Origin of the sequence: Umezawaea sp., from assembly GCF_036375055.1 — a bacterium.
Lineage (GTDB): Bacteria > Actinomycetota > Actinomycetes > Mycobacteriales > Pseudonocardiaceae > Umezawaea.
The window spans coordinates 1-17,456 of record NZ_DASUSQ010000083.1 but is presented as its reverse complement, the minus strand read 5'-3'; the positions used below and the strand labels follow the sequence as shown (position 1 = coordinate 17,456).

11 protein-coding genes are annotated in these 17,456 nt (G+C 72.5%); 2 read left to right on the top strand and 9 right to left on the bottom strand.

All coding sequences use genetic code 11. The annotated features are described in order from the left end of the window. Positions 1-618: 618 nt before the first annotated feature. Both VFZ92_RS22620 and VFZ92_RS22615 read right to left on the bottom strand, forming a co-directional pair. Complete coding sequence (locus VFZ92_RS22620) at positions 619-3,150, bottom strand: ABC transporter permease (RefSeq protein WP_330878009.1); 2,532 nt, start codon at positions 3,148-3,150, stop codon at positions 619-621. After that, the gene (locus VFZ92_RS22615; protein WP_330878008.1) at positions 3,150-3,911 is read right to left on the bottom strand and encodes an ABC transporter ATP-binding protein; all 762 of its coding nucleotides are present in this window, start codon (positions 3,909-3,911) and stop codon (positions 3,150-3,152) included. Before VFZ92_RS22615 ends, VFZ92_RS22620 begins: the two co-directional genes overlap by 1 nt. Before the next feature lie 215 nt (positions 3,912-4,126). Between VFZ92_RS22615 and VFZ92_RS22610 the strand changes: the two genes are divergently transcribed. After that, positions 4,127-4,987 carry an AraC family transcriptional regulator gene (locus VFZ92_RS22610; RefSeq protein WP_330878007.1) on the top strand — a complete coding sequence of 287 codons (861 nt, stop codon included), beginning with the start codon at positions 4,127-4,129 and terminating at the stop codon, positions 4,985-4,987. Here the strand turns inward: VFZ92_RS22610 and VFZ92_RS22605 are convergent. The 7 genes from VFZ92_RS22605 to VFZ92_RS22575 form a co-directional block, all read right to left on the bottom strand. Then, on the bottom strand, positions 4,984-7,974 hold the full coding sequence (locus tag VFZ92_RS22605) for a helix-turn-helix transcriptional regulator (RefSeq protein WP_330878006.1): 2,991 nt from the start codon (positions 7,972-7,974) through the stop codon (positions 4,984-4,986). The two genes, VFZ92_RS22610 and VFZ92_RS22605, sit on opposite strands and share 4 nt — an antisense overlap. 11 nt (positions 7,975-7,985) lie before the next feature. Further along, on the bottom strand, positions 7,986-8,180 hold the full coding sequence (locus VFZ92_RS22600) for a hypothetical protein (protein WP_330878005.1): 195 nt from the start codon (positions 8,178-8,180) through the stop codon (positions 7,986-7,988). A gap of 168 nt (positions 8,181-8,348) precedes the next feature. Beyond that, positions 8,349-10,673 (bottom strand): chitinase C-terminal domain-containing protein, encoded by a 2,325-nt coding sequence (locus VFZ92_RS22595; RefSeq protein WP_330878111.1) that lies wholly within the window; start codon positions 10,671-10,673, stop codon positions 8,349-8,351. A gap of 166 nt (positions 10,674-10,839) precedes the next feature. Further along, on the bottom strand, positions 10,840-13,749 hold the full coding sequence (locus VFZ92_RS22590) for an AfsR/SARP family transcriptional regulator (protein ID WP_330878004.1): 2,910 nt from the start codon (positions 13,747-13,749) through the stop codon (positions 10,840-10,842). Positions 13,750-14,017: 268 nt separating this feature from the next. Then, positions 14,018-14,662 (bottom strand): DedA family protein, encoded by a 645-nt coding sequence (locus tag VFZ92_RS22585; protein ID WP_330878003.1) that lies wholly within the window; start codon positions 14,660-14,662, stop codon positions 14,018-14,020. A gap of 688 nt (positions 14,663-15,350) precedes the next feature. Next, a complete protein-coding gene (locus tag VFZ92_RS22580) occupies positions 15,351-15,563 on the bottom strand; it encodes a DUF397 domain-containing protein (protein WP_330878002.1) in 213 nt (70 codons plus the stop codon). Positions 15,564-15,570: 7 nt separating this feature from the next. Further along, a complete protein-coding gene (locus VFZ92_RS22575; RefSeq protein ID WP_330878001.1) occupies positions 15,571-16,452 on the bottom strand; it encodes a helix-turn-helix transcriptional regulator in 882 nt (293 codons plus the stop codon). 221 nt (positions 16,453-16,673) lie between these two features. Here VFZ92_RS22575 and VFZ92_RS22570 point away from each other — a divergent pair, with 221 nt between their 5' ends. Next, a complete protein-coding gene (locus tag VFZ92_RS22570; RefSeq protein ID WP_330878000.1) occupies positions 16,674-17,000 on the top strand; it encodes a hypothetical protein in 327 nt (108 codons plus the stop codon). Positions 17,001-17,456: the final 456 nt, after the last annotated feature.

The window sequence follows — 17,456 nt, the reverse complement described above, 5'->3', positions numbered from 1 at the left end:
GCAGCCCCCGGTGTCAAGCAGGCGGACCGCTGTCGACATCGTTCCGTAACCTTCCGACCGCTTCCGGCGCACCGCGCGACGAGCACGGGGCCGCCCGTGATTTCAGCAGTACGAGGTGGTGGCGGCAGCACCAGTACGGGTGAACACCGGGTGAACTGTGCTCCGAACGGCCCAGAGGGGCAAGAGGCGGGGGTTGGCTCGGCCCTCGCCCGAGCCAACCCCGCACCCTGGTAGAGGCCTCGCGCCGCCGAACGTGACGCGCGGGAAGAAAAGATTCCTCGACCGCTCCCGGCCGTCCCGCGGAGCGGACGCCGCCGCGGTGCGAATCGGACGTTCGGGCGGAACGCCGCCGCGAGGTGGTCGGCTCGACGCGGTGGTGCCCGAGGGCGACCTGTGCGAGCCGCGGCTCGGCGGGGCTGGGTTCGCCGAGCGGTACCGGTCGTGCGACCTCGTCGCGTCCCCGGACCGGCCCGTGCGGGAGCTGGAACGGCTCCCGCGACCGCGGACCCCGGCTTCGCACCCCCGTGGCGCGCCGCTGCCCCGCACCGTGGGGCGCGGGGCAGCGGCCGTACCGGGGATGACGGCCCGCCCTCCCCCGAAGAAGGACGGGCCGTCGGGTCAGGCCTCGGCCATCCCGGCGACGACCGAGGTGCGGGCCGCTCGCCTCGCGGGCATGGCGGCGGCGATCATCGCCGCGACCACGGCCGCGAGGAGCATGACGCCGATCTGGCCGACCGGGACGTCGAAGGTGATCGGGAAGCTGTCCGACGACAGCGCCTCGACCAGGATCCAGCCGAACCCGACACCGAGGACCAGGCCGATCGCGGCGCCCATGACGGCCATCAGGACCGACTCGACCACGAGCATCAGCCGCAGCTGGCTCTTGGTGAGGCCGAGCGCCCGCAGCAGCGCCGACTCCCTGGTGCGCTCCAGGACCGACAGCGTCAGCGTGTTGGCGATGCCGAACAGGGCGATGATCACGGCGAGGCCGATGAGGGCCCAGATGAAACCGAGCACCTGGTCGACCTGGGTGTTGAGCTGGGCCTTCGTCTCGGCGGCGCTGTCGATGACGGCGATCGGCGAGGGGTCGGTGACCTTCTCGACGGCCGCCCGGCCCGCTTCGGCGCCCACGCCGTCCTTGAGCTTCACCATGATGCTGCGGAAGCCGGGCGTGTCGGGGTTGAACGAGTTGAGCGTGGCCAGCGTGACGATGCCGCTGCTGTCGATGCCGTCGACGACCGCGACGACCTTCAGGTCCTTCTTGGTGGCGCCGACGCCCTGCGGGAGGGTGCCGCCGACGGCCAGTCCGCCGCGCTTGGCGAAGCTGGAGCTGATCGCGACCTCGCCGTCCTCGAGGCCCGTGATGCTGCCCGACACGACCTTCGGCCGCACGAGGTCGCCGAGCGCCTCGGGCGTGGTGGCCTCCAGGTACGCGCTGTACTGGGAGTTCTCCTCGCTCTCCGGGGCGAACGCGGCCACCGGGGCCACCTTGGCGACCTGGGGGACGGCGGTGAGCTGGTCCAGCAGGTCCTGCTGCAACGGCCTGCTGTAGATCGACGAGGTGACGGTGTAGTCGGCGGGGAAGCGCTGGTCGACCTCGGCGCTCGCGGTCTCCTTCGCGCTGGTGGCGACGACCGTGACGAGGCTGACGATGGTCACGCCGATCATCAGCGCGGCGGTCGTGGCCGCGGTGCGCTTGGGGTTGCGGCCCGCGTTGCCGGACGCCAGCTTGGCGGGAACGCCGAACAGCGCCCTCGGCACGACGCCGAGCACCCGGTTGACCGGTCCGACGAGCACCGGGCCGAGCGTGACCACCATGGCCAGCAGCAGCATCGTGCCGGAGCCGGTGATGATCAGCGCCGCTTCCTCCTCCATGCCCGTGCCGAGGTAGACGACGCCCGCGCCCGCCAGGCCGAGGAGCACGGCGAACGCGATCCGCAGCTTGCCGGTGCGGGCGACCTCCTCGCCGCTGTCGAGCTGGGCGCGCAGCGCGGCGACCGGGGCGACCTTCGTCGCCTTGCGGGCGGGCAGCGCCGCCGAGACCACCGTGATCAGCACGCCGACGCCGAACGCGGCGAGCACCGTGGTGGGCGTGACGGGGAGCCGGACGACCGTGTTGTCGCCGGAGAGCGACCCGACGACCGTCTGCATGAGGGCGGAGACGCCGATCCCGCCGAACAGGCCGATCACGGAGGCGAGGAAGCCCATGGCGACGGCTTCGGCGATGACGCTGCCGAACACCTGGCCGCGGCTGGCGCCGACGCACCGCATGAGGGCGAGTTCCCTGGTGCGCTGGGCGACCAGGATGGTGAACGTGTTGTAGATGACCATGGCCGCGACCACGAGCGCGATGAGCGCGAACGCGAGCAGCAGCTGGGTGAACTCGTTCGAGCGCTCGCTGATCTGCTTCAGGGTCTCGGTGGTGAGCTGCTCACCGGTCTGGAACTTGAACGCCCTGTCGCCGCCGAAGGTCTTCTCCAGGTTCGCGACGAGCTGCTGCTGGGTCACGCCGGGAGCGGCCTTCGCGACCAGCTCGTACCCGCGGACCTTGTCGCTGAGCCCGGTCAGCGCCTCGGGCAGCAGGACGAGGTGCTCGCTGCCGCCGAGCGACATGGAGTTGGCGCCCTGGGCGAACGTGCCGACGATGGTGAACGAGTGCTTGGCGTCGTTCTCGTCGAGCAGCGTGATCTGCTGGCCCAGCGACAGCTTCGTCGTGGCCAGTGCCCGCACGTCGACCGCGGTCTCGGTGGTCGACGCGGGGAAGCGGCCGTCCTTCAGGTCGTACTCGCGCAGCTCCGGCGTGGACGCGAGCGGGCCTGCGCTGGCGGGCTTGGCCTTGCCGCCCGCCGTCAGCAGCGCGGCGGAGACGTAGCTGCGGATGTCCGCGCCCTGCACGCCCTGCGTGCCGCGGACCTTGTCGAGCGCGGCCTGGGAGATGCCGGTCTCGGACTCCGGGCCCTCCCCCGTGAGCGACATCGACGCGTCGACGCCGCGCGAGGTCTTGGCGAACTCGTCCTTCATGCCCTCGGTGATGCCGTCGCCGAGCACGAGCGTGCCGCTGACGAAGGCGACCCCGAGCATGATGGCGATCGACGACAGCAGGAGCCGCGCGGTGCGCGCCCTGACACCCGCGATGATCGTCTTCAGCATCACGCCCCCAGGTGCTTGAGCGCGGAGAGCACCGAGTCGGCGGTCGGGTTCTGGATCTCACCGGCGAGGTGGCCGTCGGCGAGGAGCACGACGCGGTCGGCGTAGGACGCGGCGACGGGGTCGTGGGTCACCATGATCACGGTCTGGCCGAGCTTGCGCACGGACATCCGCAGGAAGTCGAGGACCTCGGCGCCGGAGCGCGAGTCCAGGTTGCCGGTCGGCTCGTCGGCGAACACCACGTCCGGGCGGGCGACCAGGGCGCGGGCGCAGGCCACGCGCTGCTGCTGGCCGCCGGACAGCTCGGACGGCTTGTGCTTCAGCCGGTCCCGCAGGCCCAGCACGTCGACGATGGTGTCGAACCACTGCTTGTCGGGCTTGCGGCCCGCCAGTTCGAGGCCGAGCAGGATGTTCGCCTCCGCGGACAGCGTGGGCAGCAGGTTGAACGCCTGGAAGACGAACCCGACGCGGTCGCGGCGGAGCTTGGTCAGGTCCTTGTCGTTGAGGCCGGTGATCTCGGTCCCGCCGATGTGGACGGACCCGCCGTCCACGTTGTCCAGACCCGCGAGGCAGTGCATGAGCGTCGACTTCCCGGAGCCCGACGGGCCCATGATGGCCGTGAACTTCCCGGCCTGGAACGCGACGCTCACGCCGCCGAGCGCCCGCACCGCGGTGTCGCCCTTGCCGTACACCTTCACCAGGCTGGAGGCGGCGACGGCGGCTTGCGTGCCAACCCGGCCCGTCTCGGACACCACTGCAGACATTCCCTGCCCCATTTCGCTCACCGTCTCGCTGACAGGGGAAAACCTAGGCAGCGGCCACGTGAGCGGACATCCCTCCCGACGCGCACTCCGGACTCAACCCGCAGGATGACCCCGGCTCCTCCCGTGGTCGCACGACCCGACCGGGGCGGGCACGAACTGTCGGGTCCGGCAGGGTGGACGGGCCGCAGCATGGACGTCGAGGAAGGGAGGCCGGAGTGCTGGAACGGCTGAACCAGGCCATGGAGCACGTCGAGCGCAACCTCGACCAGCCGATCGAGGTTGCCGACCTGGCGCGGATCGCGCTGACGTCGGAGTACCACCTGCGTCGGCTGTTCTCGGCGCTCGCGGGCGTGCCGCTGTCGGAGTACGTCCGGCGCAGGCGGCTCACCGTCGCGGGCGCGGAGGTGCTGGCCGGGCGGGAGACGCTGCTCGACATCGCCGTGCGGTACGGGTACGGCTCGGGCGAGGCGTTCGCCAGGGCGTTCCGGGCCGTGCACGGCGTCGGGCCCGGTGAGGCGCGCAGGACCGGAGCGGCCCTGCGGTCCCAGCCACGGATGTCCTTCCGCCTCGTCGTCGAAGGGAGCAGCAGCATGCGGTACCGGGTCGTGGAGAAGGACGGGTTCCGGGTGGTCGGCCGGAGGGCGAGGGTGCCGCTCGTCCACGAGGGGATGAACCCGGCGATCGTCGAGTTCGTGAAGGGTCTCGGACCGGAGGTGCGGGCGCGGATCGAGGCGCTGTCGGACCAGGAGCCGTCCGGGGTGCTCAACGTGAGCGTGAACGTCGACGAGGGCTTCGAGGAGGGCACCGAGCTGGACTTCTACTACGCCGTGGCGTCCGGCGCCGACGTGCCGGAGGACCTGGAGTCGCTGGACGTGGACGCCGGGACGTGGGCGGTGTTCGAGAGTTCGGGCGAGTTCCCGAAGGTGTTGCAGGAGGTGTGGCGGGACGTGTACACGCAGTGGTTCCCGTCCAACCCCTACCGCAGCGCGCCGGGTCCGTCGCTGCTCAGCGCGAAGGTGTCGGCCGACGGCGCCACGGCGGACGCGGCGCTGTGGGTGAAGGTGGAACGCGCCTAGGAGTGGTCCAGCAGGCCGCGGTCGTAGGCGAGGGCGACGGCTTCGGCGCGGCGGCCCGCGCCGAGCTTCGCCATGATGCGGGTGAGGTGGACGCTGACCGTCTTCTCGCTGATGTACAGCTCCTCGCCGACCTCGCGGTTGGTGCGCCCCAGTGCGACGAGGCCGAGCACGGACCGTTCCCTCGGGGTGAACGGGTCCACGCGGTCGCGCGGCTCGGCCTCGTCCGCGCGCAGGGTGACGCGGGCCCGGCGGGCGACGCGGGTGACGGCGTCGAGCAGCGGGGCCGCGCCGACGGTGCGGGCGAACTCGGCGACCTCCCGCAGGTGGGCTGCGGCCTCGTCGCGGCGGTCGGCGCCCAGCAGCGCCTCGGCCAGCCGCCACCGGCACACGGCCTGCTCGAACACCATGCCGAAGCCGAACTCGGCCGCGGCGCGCGCCCACAGCTCGGGGTCGCCCGCTCCGGTGAGCCTGCTGCGCTCGGCGTCGGCGCGCGCCAGCCACGCCCGCCCCTCCGGGCCGAGGACGCCGGTGCGCGGCAGGCCGTTCACGGCCGTGGCGCGGGCGTGGTCGGCCAGCCGGTTGCCCTCGGCGACGGCGGTCGCCTCGCCGTCGCCGTCCCGGCGGCGCCTGGCCCCGGCGGCGACGTCGGCGTGGGCCGCGACGCCCAGCGCCCCCAGCCGGATGCCCGCCAGCAGCCACTCGTCGCCCACCTCGCGGGTCCAGGCGAGGGCGTCCGCGACGCGGTCCACGGCCTGCTCGGGCCTGCCGCGCCACTGCGCCAGCTCGGCCCCGGTGCCGCCGGTGATCAGCGCGATCTGCACGTCGCGGTGCCAGTCCTCGCGGAGTTCGGCGATCATGCGCTCGGCGTGGTCGACGTCGCCCCGGCTGACGGCGACGTGCGTGCCCACGGCGGCGAGCCTCGCGACGACCGTGCTCGACACGGCCAGGCCGGGTGGCTCGGCCGCGGCGGCGCTCTCGTCCCAGCGGCCAAGGTGGTAGAGCGCCAGCGCTTGGAGCACCCGCACCTCCAGCCCGAACCCGCTCCAGGTGATGCCCTTGGCCCTGGCCCGGCGGGACGCCTCCTCGAACACGCGCAGCGCGTCCTCCAGTTCGCCCCGGTCGTAGTGGTCCAGGCCGAGGAAGTACCGGGCGCGCATCTCGGTGTTGACCGCGTCCGCCTCGACGGCGCAGTCGATCGCGCCGATCAGGTGCTCGCGCGCCGACTCGGTGCGGTCCTCGCGGCCGTCCAGCAGCCCCAGCGTGGCCAGCGCGTCCGCGACGGCCCCCGCCGCGCCGGACTCGCGCCCGTCGCGCACCGCCATCTCCGCGCGCTCCCGCGCCAGCGGCAGGTCGCGGGCGTAGCGCAGGCACGACGCCGACACGGCCAGCACCCACGCGCGGGACTGGCTGGCGGGCCGGTCGCGCACCAGCCGCCACGCCTGGTCGACGGCCTCGTGCATCTCCCGGTCGTGCCCGTCGAGCCCCTGCGACGCCTGCGCGACCCGCCGCCACATCTCGGCGGCCTTCTCCGGGTCGGCCGGGTCGACGACCTCGGTCGCGGACCTGGCGAACGCGAGCGCCCGCTCCGGCTGCCCCGCCGTGCCCGCCGACCAGGACGCGCGGCTCAGCAGCACCAGTTCCGTCACGTCCGGTGGCCGCTGGTCCTCCGCGACCGCGGCCCACAGCCTCAGCGCCTGCTCGAAGTGCCGCAGCGCCTCGGCGGGCGCGCCCGTGCGGTGCGCCTCCTGCCCGGCGTCCACCGACGCGGCCAGCGCGCGCGGCAGGTCGTGGCTCTCCAGGCTGTGGTAGGCCAGCCCCGCCGCGAACCCGCGCCCCTCGCGGCCGGTCAGGTACCGCGCGTACGCCGCGTGCAGCCGCACCCGCTCGCCGGGCAGCAGGTCGCCGTAGACCGCCTCCTGGAGCAGGGCGTGCCGGAACACGTAGATCTCGTCGGCGTCGCCGACCAGCAGCACGTGGTGCTGCACGGCTTCCCGCAGCGCGGCGTCCAACCTCGCGTCGTCCAGGCCCGCCACGGTCCGCAGCCGGTCGTGGCTCACCCGCCTGCCGCCGATGGACGCGACCCGCAGGACGTGCTGGGTGTCGGGCGCCAGGCGTTCGATCCGGGTCAGCAGCACGTCAGCCAGCGCCGCCGGCATGCCGCCGCTGGGCAGGCAGCTCGCGGCGGCGAGCAGTTCCTCGGCGAAGAACGGGTTGCCCTCCGACCGCTCGGCGACCTCGCGGACCACGTCGTCCGGCAGCTCGTCGGCCAGCGCCTCGACGAACGCGCGCGACTGCTCAGCCCCGAACGGCGCCAGTTCCAGCCGCTCCACGGCGGGCAGGCGCAGCAGCTCGGTCAGCAGGGGCCGCAGCGGGTGCGCGCGGTGCAGGTCGTCGGACCGGTAGGTGCCCAGGATCAGCAGCCGCTGCGAGCGCAGCCGCGACAGCAGGAACGACAGGAGGTAGCGGGTCGAGGCGTCCGCCCAGTGCAGGTCCTCCAGCACCAGCAGCACGGTCCGCCGCTCGGCCAGCTCGCCGAGCAGCCCGTGCACCGCGTCGAACAGCTGCAACTGGCCGACGTCCTGCTCCGACCGGCGGCTCCGCGGGAACAGCGGCGGCTGGTTCGAGCCGTCCCGCGTCTCGTCCTGCCCCACCGGCAGCGCCAGTTCGGGCAGCAGCCGCGCCAGTGCGGGCCTCGCGCCGATGTCGAGCAGGCCCCGGTCCCTCGCCTGGCCGAGCACCTCGGCGAAGGGGAGGTAGGGGATGCCCATCTCCTCCACGTCGAGGCAGCGGCCCGTCAGCACCAGCGTGTCCGCCGCGGACGCCAGTTCCTCGACCACGCGCGTCTTGCCGACCCCCGCGTCACCCGCGAGCAGCACCGCCGACGCCGATCCCGCGGCGGCGGACGCGAGCGAAGCCCGCAGCCGAGCCATTTCCCGACCGCGGGCCACCAGGGGGATGCCGGATCCGAGACGCGCCACGAGTGGCATGTTCGCACACCTCAGGCGGCGTCGCCCCTGGCTTTCCGCTGCTCGGGGACGTCGGCCCCGGCGAACCCGGCCAGCCGCGCCCACCAGGCCGCCTTGCGCGGCGCGGTGCGCCGCGACTGCCGCACGTGCTCCGCGTCGGCCCGCATCGACCGCTGCCGGTAGTCGACCTCCGCCTTGATCGCTTCGGGCGTCCACTCGAGGCTCATCGTCTTCACTCCCGTGTCGTCTTCGTCAGTGACACCGAGAGTCGTCGTAAGGGGTGGGGGCGGGCATCGGAGGTTCACGTGGCCCGCGCCCGCGAGGGCCTTACCCGACAGCGGGAAGGGGCACCCCCGACCCTGGTCGGAGGTGCCCCCGCGCTCCGCGTCAGGCGATCAGCAGGCGCCGCTGTCGCGCCACGCGCCCCACTCGCCGGTGGTGCCGGGCTCCTCGCCCTGCGTCCACCACTGGGCCGTCCACTTGCGGCCCTTCCACGACACCGCGTTCGTGCCGACGTAGACCTTCGTCCGGTCCCACGCCGCCGCGGTGCAGTTCGGCGGGGTGGTCGTGGTGGTCGTCGTCGTGGTGGTGGTGGTCGTGGTCGTCGTCGTCGTGGTGGTGCTGGTCGGCGGGTTGCCGCCCGCTCCGCGCGGGTGGTCCGACGCGATGGCGTAGGTCTTGCCGCCGAAGGTGAACCGGAAGTTCGACGGCGACGTGATCGGGAGCTGGTAGTTGATCGTGATGTCGACGCTGGCGCCCGGTGCCAGCGACTGCCACGTCGGCATGGCCACCGACACGTGCTGGAAGTCGCCGCGCAGACCGCCGACGTTGGACCCGGTGTGGCCCTTCGACACGACCTGGAGGCCGAAGCCGGACTGGTCGGTCATGCTGCCGGGCGCGCTGGTGCCGTAGTCGAACTCGATCTTCGCGCCACCGGGGATGGTGACCGTCGAGTTGTTGGTGATCTTCAGCTTCGGCGTGATCGGGTAGTTGGCGTCGCCGAGGGCGAAGCCGCCGACCACGGCCGAGACGTCGAGCACGTCGGCCGGGGTGGCCGTGGACGCCTTGAGGTTCCCGTACGGGGCCGCGCCGCGCAGACCGTCGTTGATCTTGCTGATCAGCGTGTCGCCGATCGTGTACTGCTGCTTGGTGGAGTCGAACCGGTAGTCACCGGCGAGTTCCCAGATCATCACGCCGCCGATGCCCTTGTCGGCGATGTACTTCGCCTTCGTGGCGACCGACTGCTCGTCCTCGGTGGACAGGAACACCTTCTTGGTGCTGTTCCACAGCCACGGGGAGACGAGGGTGCTGTCGTAGTTGCGCGCGTAGGTGCCGCTGATCCGGTCGGTCGGGTCGGTGTCCGGGGTGAGGCCGTACGCCGCCAGGTAGTCCGGCGTGATGCCGTTCTGGAGGTTCATGGCGTGCCACATGGGGTTCACGCCCGACGGCACCTCGGCGTTGCCCGCCGTGCTGTCGTGCCACAGGTTGTCGATGCCGATCGCGCCGTTGCCGCACGGGGTCGTCGAGCCGACCGAGCCGCCCGTGCCCGCGGGGCACTTCGACTGGTCCGGGAGCGCGGCCGTGCCGCCGAGCCCGTTGACGCCGCCGCTGACGCCCTGCCAGCCGCGGGTGTAGAACGGCAGGCCCATGTTGATCCGGCCCGCGGGCATGGCGCCGCGGAAGTAGTGGTAGGCCCAGTCGGTGTTGAGGTAGCCGATGCCCTCGTACTGCGGGGCGGTGTAGACGCCGCCCGCGGCCAGCTCGCCGTCCTTGCCGTTGTCGTAGAGCGCGGCGTTCGGGCCGACGAAGTGGTTCCACGAGCCGTGCAGGTCGTAGGTCATCACGTTCAGGTAGTCCATGTACTTGGTGACCTGGTAGGCCTCCATGCCGCGCAGCAGCCAGCCCGACGCGGGAACGGCGGCGGTCAGCAGGTAGTGCTTGCCGTCGGCGGCGCCCGCGCGGTCCAGCTTCTCGCGCAGGGTCTTCATGATGTTCTCGTAGCCCGCCCACAGCCGGCCGCGGTTCGCGTTGGCCAGGGCGAAGTCGTCCGGGTTGCCCGCGTTGTTGTTCGACGTCGGGTACTCGTAGTCGATGTCCGCGCCGTTGAATCCGTAGGTGCGCAGGAAGTCCACGACCGAGTCGGCGAAGGTGTTGATCGCGCCCTGGTCCTGGCCCAGCTTGTAGAAGCCGCCGTTGGCGTCGCGGGTGCCGTCGGGGCGCAGGAAGCCGCCGGTCTCCGCCCAGCCGCCGACCGAGATCAGCGTCTTCACCTTCGGGTTCTGCTTCTTGAACTTCGTCAGCTGGTTGAAGTGCCCCTTGTAGGACAGCGACGGGTCCATCTCCGCGCCCGCGACACCGGGCCACTCCATGCCGGTGGAGGCGTTGGTCGCGCCCGCGTCACCGACGGAGATCCTGTTCTGGTTGTCGATGTGCGCGAACGCGTAGTTGAGGTGCGTGACCTTGCTCCACGGGATGTCCTTCGGCAGGTACGCGGGCGAGCCGTCCTTGCCGGTGCGCCAACTGCTGAAGTAGCCGATGACGCGGCGGGAGTGGTTGGCGTCGAACGACTCCCGGCCCGCGGTGTCGTAGACCGAGCAGTACGGCACGTCGACGCCGGGCGTCTTGTAGAGGCCGTCGGGGCGGCAGTCCTCGTTGCCCGCGGCACTGGACGGGGCGGGGTTGGCTACGGCGATCAAGAGTCCGGCCAGCGTGGCGAGCATCGCCAACACCGGCACCAGCTTTCTGGGCACGGCGAACCTCCTGCACCTGGCGGCGGCCTGGCAGGTGTGTTGAGAGAGCAGGGATGTGTGTCACGGCTCACCCGTGACGCGTCGCGCTGAACGTAGGTAGCGCGGGCACCCGGTGTCAATAGGTATAGACCAATCGTCACACAGCGGTCGGCGACACCGCCCGCGTGCGGGCCAGCCGCGCCCGGACCTGGTCTGCCTCCGGGGCGTCCAGTTCGGTGAACAGCGCGAGCGCCCGCTGCCAGTGCGACACCGCGCCCGGCACCCCCTGGCGGTCGAACACGGTCGCGAGCTGGTCGTGCGCGAGCGCCTGGTGGTACGGGCTGGCGGCGTCCGTCGCCAGCGTCAAGGCCGACCGCGCGCTCACCGCGGCCTCCTCGTAGTGCCCCTCCGACAGCAGGGCGACCGACAGGTCCGAGTGGCACGTCGACTCGCCGCACTGCTCGCCGACCTCCCGGTACATCACCAACGCAGCGCGCAGCCACGTCGGCGCGTCCGCCACCCGGCCGTTCGCCAGGTACAGCAGCCCGAGGTTGTGGTGGGCGTTCGCCTCGGTCCACCGCGACCCGGCGCTGCGGCTGACCTCGATGGCCTCGCGGTAGTGCGCCTCGGACTCCTCGATCCGGCCGACGTCGAGCAGCGTGTCCGCCACCGTCGTCAGCGCGCGCGCCTGCTGGTCGAGGTCGCCGCTCGCGCGCGCCACGTCCAGCGCCTCGCCGTGCCGGACCAGCGCCTCGTCGTTGCGCCGCAGCCGCAGCAGCGCCGTGCCGAGGTTGAACAGCATCACGAACTTCGCCTTCGGCTCGCCGAGTTCGGTGGCCGCCCGCAGACCGGACTCGGTGACCCGCAGCCAGGTCCCGTGGTCGGCGCGCAGCCAGAAGAACCGCGACAGCGCGTACGCGAGCTGCCAGGCGTGCACCAGCCACTCGCGGTCGAACACCGGCGCGGAGCTGTCCGCGGCCAGGTCGGCGACGGCCAGCAGGTTCGCCTCCTCGGCCTCCAGCCAGCCGATCGCGTCGGCCGACGACGCCAGCTTCGGCACCGCGGTCGGCCGGTGCTTCGGCTCGACCCGGACGCTGCCGCGGCTGATCGGCAGCAGGCCGTCGGCCACGTCCGCGACGTGCAGGTAGTAGTCGAGCATCCGGCCGGTGGCGTCGCGCCGCTCCTCCGGCGCCAGCTCGCCCGCGAGGGTCTTGCTGTACACGCGGACCAGGTCGTGGGCGCCGTAGCGGCCGGGCTCGCCGACCGAGAGCAGGTTCGCCGCCGTCAGCGAGTCCAGCGCCCGCTGCGCCTGCCCCGCGTCGACGGCGGCCATCGCGGCGGCGACGAACGGCGTCACGTGCGTGCCGGGGTGCAGGCCGACCAGCGCGAGCAGGCGGGCGGCCAGCGGCGGCAGCGCGCGCCGGGACGCGTCCAGCGCGGCCCGCACGGGGCCCTCGCCGTCCTCCAGGCCGAGCGCGGCGAGCCTGCCGTGCTCGTCGTCCAGCTCCGCCACGAAGTCCGCCACGCGCAGCGTCGGCGACACCGCGAGCCGGGCGGCGGCGATGCGCAGCGCGAGCGGCAGCCCGTCGCACAGCTCGGCCAGCCTGCGCAGCCCGGCGGCGTCGGCGCCCGCGCCGCGACCGGCGACCCGGCCCAGCACCTCCACGGCCGCCTCCGGGGTGAGCATGTCCAGCTCCACCAGCCGGGCCTCGGCGTGCGCGACCAGCCCGACCAGGCGCCTGCGGCTGGTCACGACGACGCACGAGGACGAGCCGGGCAGCAGCGGCAGCAGCTCGGTCGAGCCGAGCACGTTGTCCAGCATCACCACCATGCGGCGGTCCGCGACGAGCGTGCGGTAGAGGGCCGAGCGCTCCTCGACGGTCACCGGGGCGTCGTTCGGCTGCACGCCGAGCGTGCGCAGGAACCGGTTGAGCACCTCGCCCGCGTCCAGCGGGTCCTGGTTCGGGTCGTAGCCGTGCAGGTCGACGTAGAGCTGCCCGTCGGGGAAGGCGTCGCGGACCCGGTGGGCCCAGTGCAGCGCGAGGGCCGTCTTGCCGACGCCCGCGGGGCCGCTCACCACCAGCAGCAGGCCGCTGCCGGGGTCGTCGGCGAGCAGCTCGTCCATGCGGCGCAGCTCGGCGTCCCTGCCGATCAGGGACGCGGGGGCGCGCGGGAGCTGGGCAGGCACCGTGCCGCCGACCGGCGAGATCGGCGTGACGGGTGCGGGCGGGGCGGGGGTCGCGGCCCGGCCGGGTTCGGGGTCGTCGCCCGCCAGCACGGCCATCTGGACGCGGCGCAGCTCCGGCCCCGGCTCGACGCCCAGCTCGTCGATCAGGACCCGGCGCGCCTCGCGGTAGACGGCGAGCGCCTCGGCCTGGCGGTCGGCCTGGCACAGCGCGCGCATCAGCAGCCCGTGCGCGCGCTCGCGCAGCGGCTGGTCGCCGACCAGCGCGGTGAGCTGGCCGACCAGGTCGGCTCCCTGGCCGAGCGCCAGCCGCAGCTCGGCGCGCTCCTCCAGCACGGCGAAGCGGCGCTCGACCAGCCTGCCGCGCTCCACCTCGGCGAACAGCCCGGAGATGCCGCCCAGGGGTTCGGCCCGCCACAGCGCGAGCCCGTCCTCCAGCAGCCGGGCGGCGCCCGCGAGGTCGCCCGCGGCCCGCAGCCTCACCGCTTCCGCCGCGCTCGACTCGAACACGTCCAGGTCCAGCGCGCCGCGGTCGACCCGCAGCAGGTAGCCGTCGCCGACCGACGTCAGCAGTTCGGCGGGCGCCCTACGGGCGCGGGTCGGCTCCAACGCCCGGCGCAACCCGGCCACGTACGTCTGCACGAGGTTCACCGCGCTCGTCGGCGCGGCGTCGCCCCAGACCGCCGTGATGATGTGGTCGCGGCTCACCGGGGTGTTGCGGTTGAGCAGCAGCACGGCGAGGACGGCACGCTGCTTGGCCGCACCGAGGTCGACCTCGCGACCGGTGCGGATCACCCGCAGCAGGCCGAGTACCTCGAACCGGAGGGACTCGGGGTTGTCGTGCTCCACCGACGTGTCCTTTGCCGAAGTGCTGTGCCCCACGCCCTGAGCCTAGAGATCACTTCAGTCCGGCTCCAGTCGCGCTGTAGCCGCGTTCTTAGGCTAAGCGTGTCCGACCAACCACACAGGGCGAAACCCGGTGGGGGAGGTTGGACCAGATGGCGGAACCGAACCTCCGCCATCTCCCTGATCGACGTGGGTCGTCCGGCGTGCAAGGGGCATCCAGCCCGCGGCGGCGGAACGCCGGCCGACCCACGTCCCCATCAGATGAAGAGGGCCACCCGGTAGGGGGTGGCCCTCTTCGCCCTTTTCAGGACACCTTCTCGAACTCGCGCTCCGGGACCCGCCGCTCCTTCGCCCTGCGGCGCAGCGCGTAGACCGCGCCCGCGACGGCGATGGCGCCGAACAGGACCCAGCTGACCCCGCCGAGCACCGACTCGACGTACTTCGCCGACGCGCCCGCCGCCGACCCGATGCCGATGTGCAGCGCCGACCAGCAGATCGCGCCGGCGACGGAGGCGGGCAGGAACCGGCGGTAGGGCAGCTTCGACGCCCCGGCCGACGCCGGGACCAGCGTCCTCACCACCGGCAGGAACCTGGCGGTGAACACGGCCGTCCCACCGCGTCTGCGCAGCAGGTCACCGGCCCGGTCCCAGTGGACCTGCCCGAGCTTGCGGACGATCCGCGACTCGCGCAGCCGCTCACCGTAGCGACGGCCGAGCAGGTACCCGATGCTGTCGCCCGCCACCGCGCACACCGACACCACCAGCCACATCACCAGGAACCGCGGCACCGTCGTGACCGTCGTCGACGCGATCAGCAGCGACGTCTCCCCCGGCGCCAGGAAGCCCACCCCCAGCGTGCACTCGGCCAGGGTCAGCGCCCCGGTCACGGCCACGACCGCCGGTTGCGGCAGGCTCGCCAGCCCGGCCAGCGCGTCGGTCACGAATCCCATGCGTTCCCCCAGAGGTGAGCGCGACGAGCCCCAGCCCCAGCAGGACCGCGGCCCAGTGCTGCGCGGCCGTGAGCCAGTCGCTGTAGAAGAGGTCGGCCACGAGCACCGCGGCGATGACCGCCGCGAGCACCCGTGAGCGGCGCAGGAGCGCCAGAGCGGCGGCGGCGCACGCGAGCGCGGCCGAAGCGCCGTAGTCGAGGCGGTGCAGCACGGCGTGCGCGGAGAACAGGTTCGCCAAGCCGAAGGCGACCAGGGTCGGCACGAGGTGGCCGAGCGCGAGGACGACGACCGTGGCGGCGGACCCCGCGGTCCGTTCGAGGGTCGCGACGACGAGCGCCACGAGCAGCAGCGTCCACAGGACGTGCGCGAGGTGGTAGGAGCCGAACAGGCTCACCGGGAGCCGCCACCAGCGGCCCTCGACCAGGTCCGCGCCGCGGTACCTGGTCGGCTCCCGCAGCGCGGGCACGAGGCCCGCGACCAGGCAGCACAGCCCGAGCACGACGGAAACGGGAACGCGCGACGACACGACGTGAACCCCTTTCCGGTGACTGGACACAGTTCACCGGAAAGGGGTGTCGCGAACATCGGACCGCGGGCTACACCGCGTCGTTCCACGGTCTGACCACGAACCAGACCGGAGTCGTAGAAGACCCTGAGGGAGGAGTGAGGGGGATGTCCCCCGGACGAGCTAGTTCAGGTCGAACGCACCGTGCTTGGTCGTGCCGAGGAAGCGGCCCCAAGCGGCTCCGTCGAAGCCCAGCACGGGGCCCGAGGGGTTCTTCGAATCGCGGACACCGGCTCCGACCGGCGCGAGCGCGACCTCCACGCAGTCCGGCCCACCCGCTGACGACCGGCTGCTCTTGCGCCAGGTCGCTCTCGACAAATCGGTTGTTGGTTCCACTGCGGATTCACTCCAGTTCTGGGGAAAGAGCGTGCGCCGCGGCTTCGAGCACCTCGGCCGACTCGACAGGCCCGAGCGCGGTGCCCGACAACCGCTCGAACATCTGGGAGTACCACTCGACGTCCGAGGGCTGCTCCAAATAGACGCCGCTTCTGGTGCTTTCGATGTATACCACGTCCGGATCGAGCCGCTCGGGAAAGCTCAGGATGACGAACGGCCCGTCCATCGCGGCGTGACCGCCGCAGGCGAAGGGGACGACCTGGAGGGTGACGTTGGCCAGCTCGCCGACCTCCAGCAGTCGTCGGAGCTGGGCCCGCAGCACGAGGGGGCCGCCGACGAGCCTGCGCAGGGCGGCCTCGTCGATCACCACGTGCAACCGCAGCGGGTCCTCCTCCCGCAGCAGCGCCTGGCGGGCGTTGCGCAGCTTCACCCGCCGCTCCACCTCGGCGGGAGCGGCGTCGGGCAGCACCTCGCGGATCAGGGCGCGCGTGTACTCCTCGCACTGGAGCAGGCCGGGGATCATCAGACCCTGGTAGGTGCGCACGAACTCCGCGTCCGCCTCGAACCCGATGTACCGACCGGGCGCGATGTCCCCGTACTCGTCCCACCAGCCCTTGCGGCGCGCCTCGCGCGCCAGTTGGACCAGTTCGTCCAGCAGCAGGTCGTCGGCCCCGTACGCGGCGAGCATGTCCCTCACGTCGCGCGGCGTGACCCCCACCCGACCGGTCTCGATCCGGCTGATCTTCGAGGCCGAGCACTCCAGCCGCTCGCCGACCTCCTCGATCGTCAGACCCGCGACCTCGCGCAACCGGCGGAGCTCGGCCACGAGCCTGCGCTTGCGCAACGTCGGGCTGCTGCCCCGTGCCATCACCAGCACCTCCTGGGTCATGCACAGTCTGTGACGAGAAGCCAAGCGAGCAAAGAGACGTCATCCATTCGTGTACTGCAACTTGCAGTTCGCGGGTGAACGGTCGCAGGCTGCATGAGCACGTTTTCGCGGCCATCCGGTCGTGGAAGGACTCCGGAGGGTCGCAGCCATGCCCAGCGTCACGGGACGACGCCCAGCCGTCGCCTGGAATCCCCCAGTTCAGCCGGTCGGGGAGCGCTGAGATGTCCGTGACCGTGTTCAGCCAACTCGACAAGTCGCTGCACGAACACCTCGCCACCGTGGCCCAGATGGCGGCCCGCGGCGACGACCAGACCGTCGCGGAACTCGCGAGGGCCGAACTGCCCCGCATCGTCGCCGCCATCAAGGTCCTGCTGGACGAACACCAGCCCGACGAGCACGGCCGCTGCCCCACCTGCCGCACCCGCTGGTGGAGCAGGCGCCTACCCGCGCCCTGCCGCGCGTACCTGAGCGCGCAGCTCTGCCTGACCGTGGCGGGCGAGCAGTCCCCAGGGGGCGGCAGCCACCGCCACCTCCGTCGGGTCGGCTGAGCGCGGCACGGTCTTCCACGCGACGGCGGCGCGGGTCCACCTGGCTTGAACCACCGACGACCTCGACCACCGTCACGGTCGTGACGACAACACCGACGCGGTCACCGCGGACCACCACCGCGGCCCCGCAGACGTAGTTCCACCCCGACTGGTTCCACCCCGACTGTTCCGCACACGGCGGCCGCAGTTCTCGCAAGACCCCAGCACCGCACGCCGACCACCGCACCTTTTCCCACCACGTTTCCCGCATTTCTGCGTTTCTGCGTTCCTGTGTTTCTGCGTTCTTGTGTTCCTGTGTTGCCGCGTTCCTGTTTTGCCGCGTCACCGCCTCACCGCGTTCCGCACGACCGCACGACCGCACGACCGCACGACCGCACGACCGCACGACCGCACGACCGCACGACCGCACGACCGCACGACCGCACGACCGCACGACCGCACGACCGCACGACCGCA

Excerpts from the sequence above, each read along its gene's own strand:
- VFZ92_RS22585 (WP_330878003.1), bottom strand. The coding sequence starts at position 14,662 with ATGGGATTCGTGACCGACGCGCTGGCCGGGCTGGCGAGCCTGCCGCAA.
- VFZ92_RS22620 (WP_330878009.1), bottom strand. The coding sequence starts at position 3,150 with ATGCTGAAGACGATCATCGCGGGTGTCAGGGCGCGCACCGCGCGGCTC.
- VFZ92_RS22575 (WP_330878001.1), bottom strand. The coding sequence starts at position 16,452 with ATGACCCAGGAGGTGCTGGTGATGGCACGGGGCAGCAGCCCGACGTTG.
- VFZ92_RS22600 (WP_330878005.1), bottom strand. The coding sequence starts at position 8,180 with ATGAGCCTCGAGTGGACGCCCGAAGCGATCAAGGCGGAGGTCGACTAC.
- VFZ92_RS22570 (WP_330878000.1), top strand. The coding sequence starts at position 16,674 with ATGTCCGTGACCGTGTTCAGCCAACTCGACAAGTCGCTGCACGAACAC.
- VFZ92_RS22595 (WP_330878111.1), bottom strand. The coding sequence starts at position 10,673 with ATGCTCGCCACGCTGGCCGGACTCTTGATCGCCGTAGCCAACCCCGCC.
- VFZ92_RS22605 (WP_330878006.1), bottom strand. The coding sequence starts at position 7,974 with ATGCCACTCGTGGCGCGTCTCGGATCCGGCATCCCCCTGGTGGCCCGC.
- VFZ92_RS22615 (WP_330878008.1), bottom strand. The coding sequence starts at position 3,911 with ATGTCTGCAGTGGTGTCCGAGACGGGCCGGGTTGGCACGCAAGCCGCC.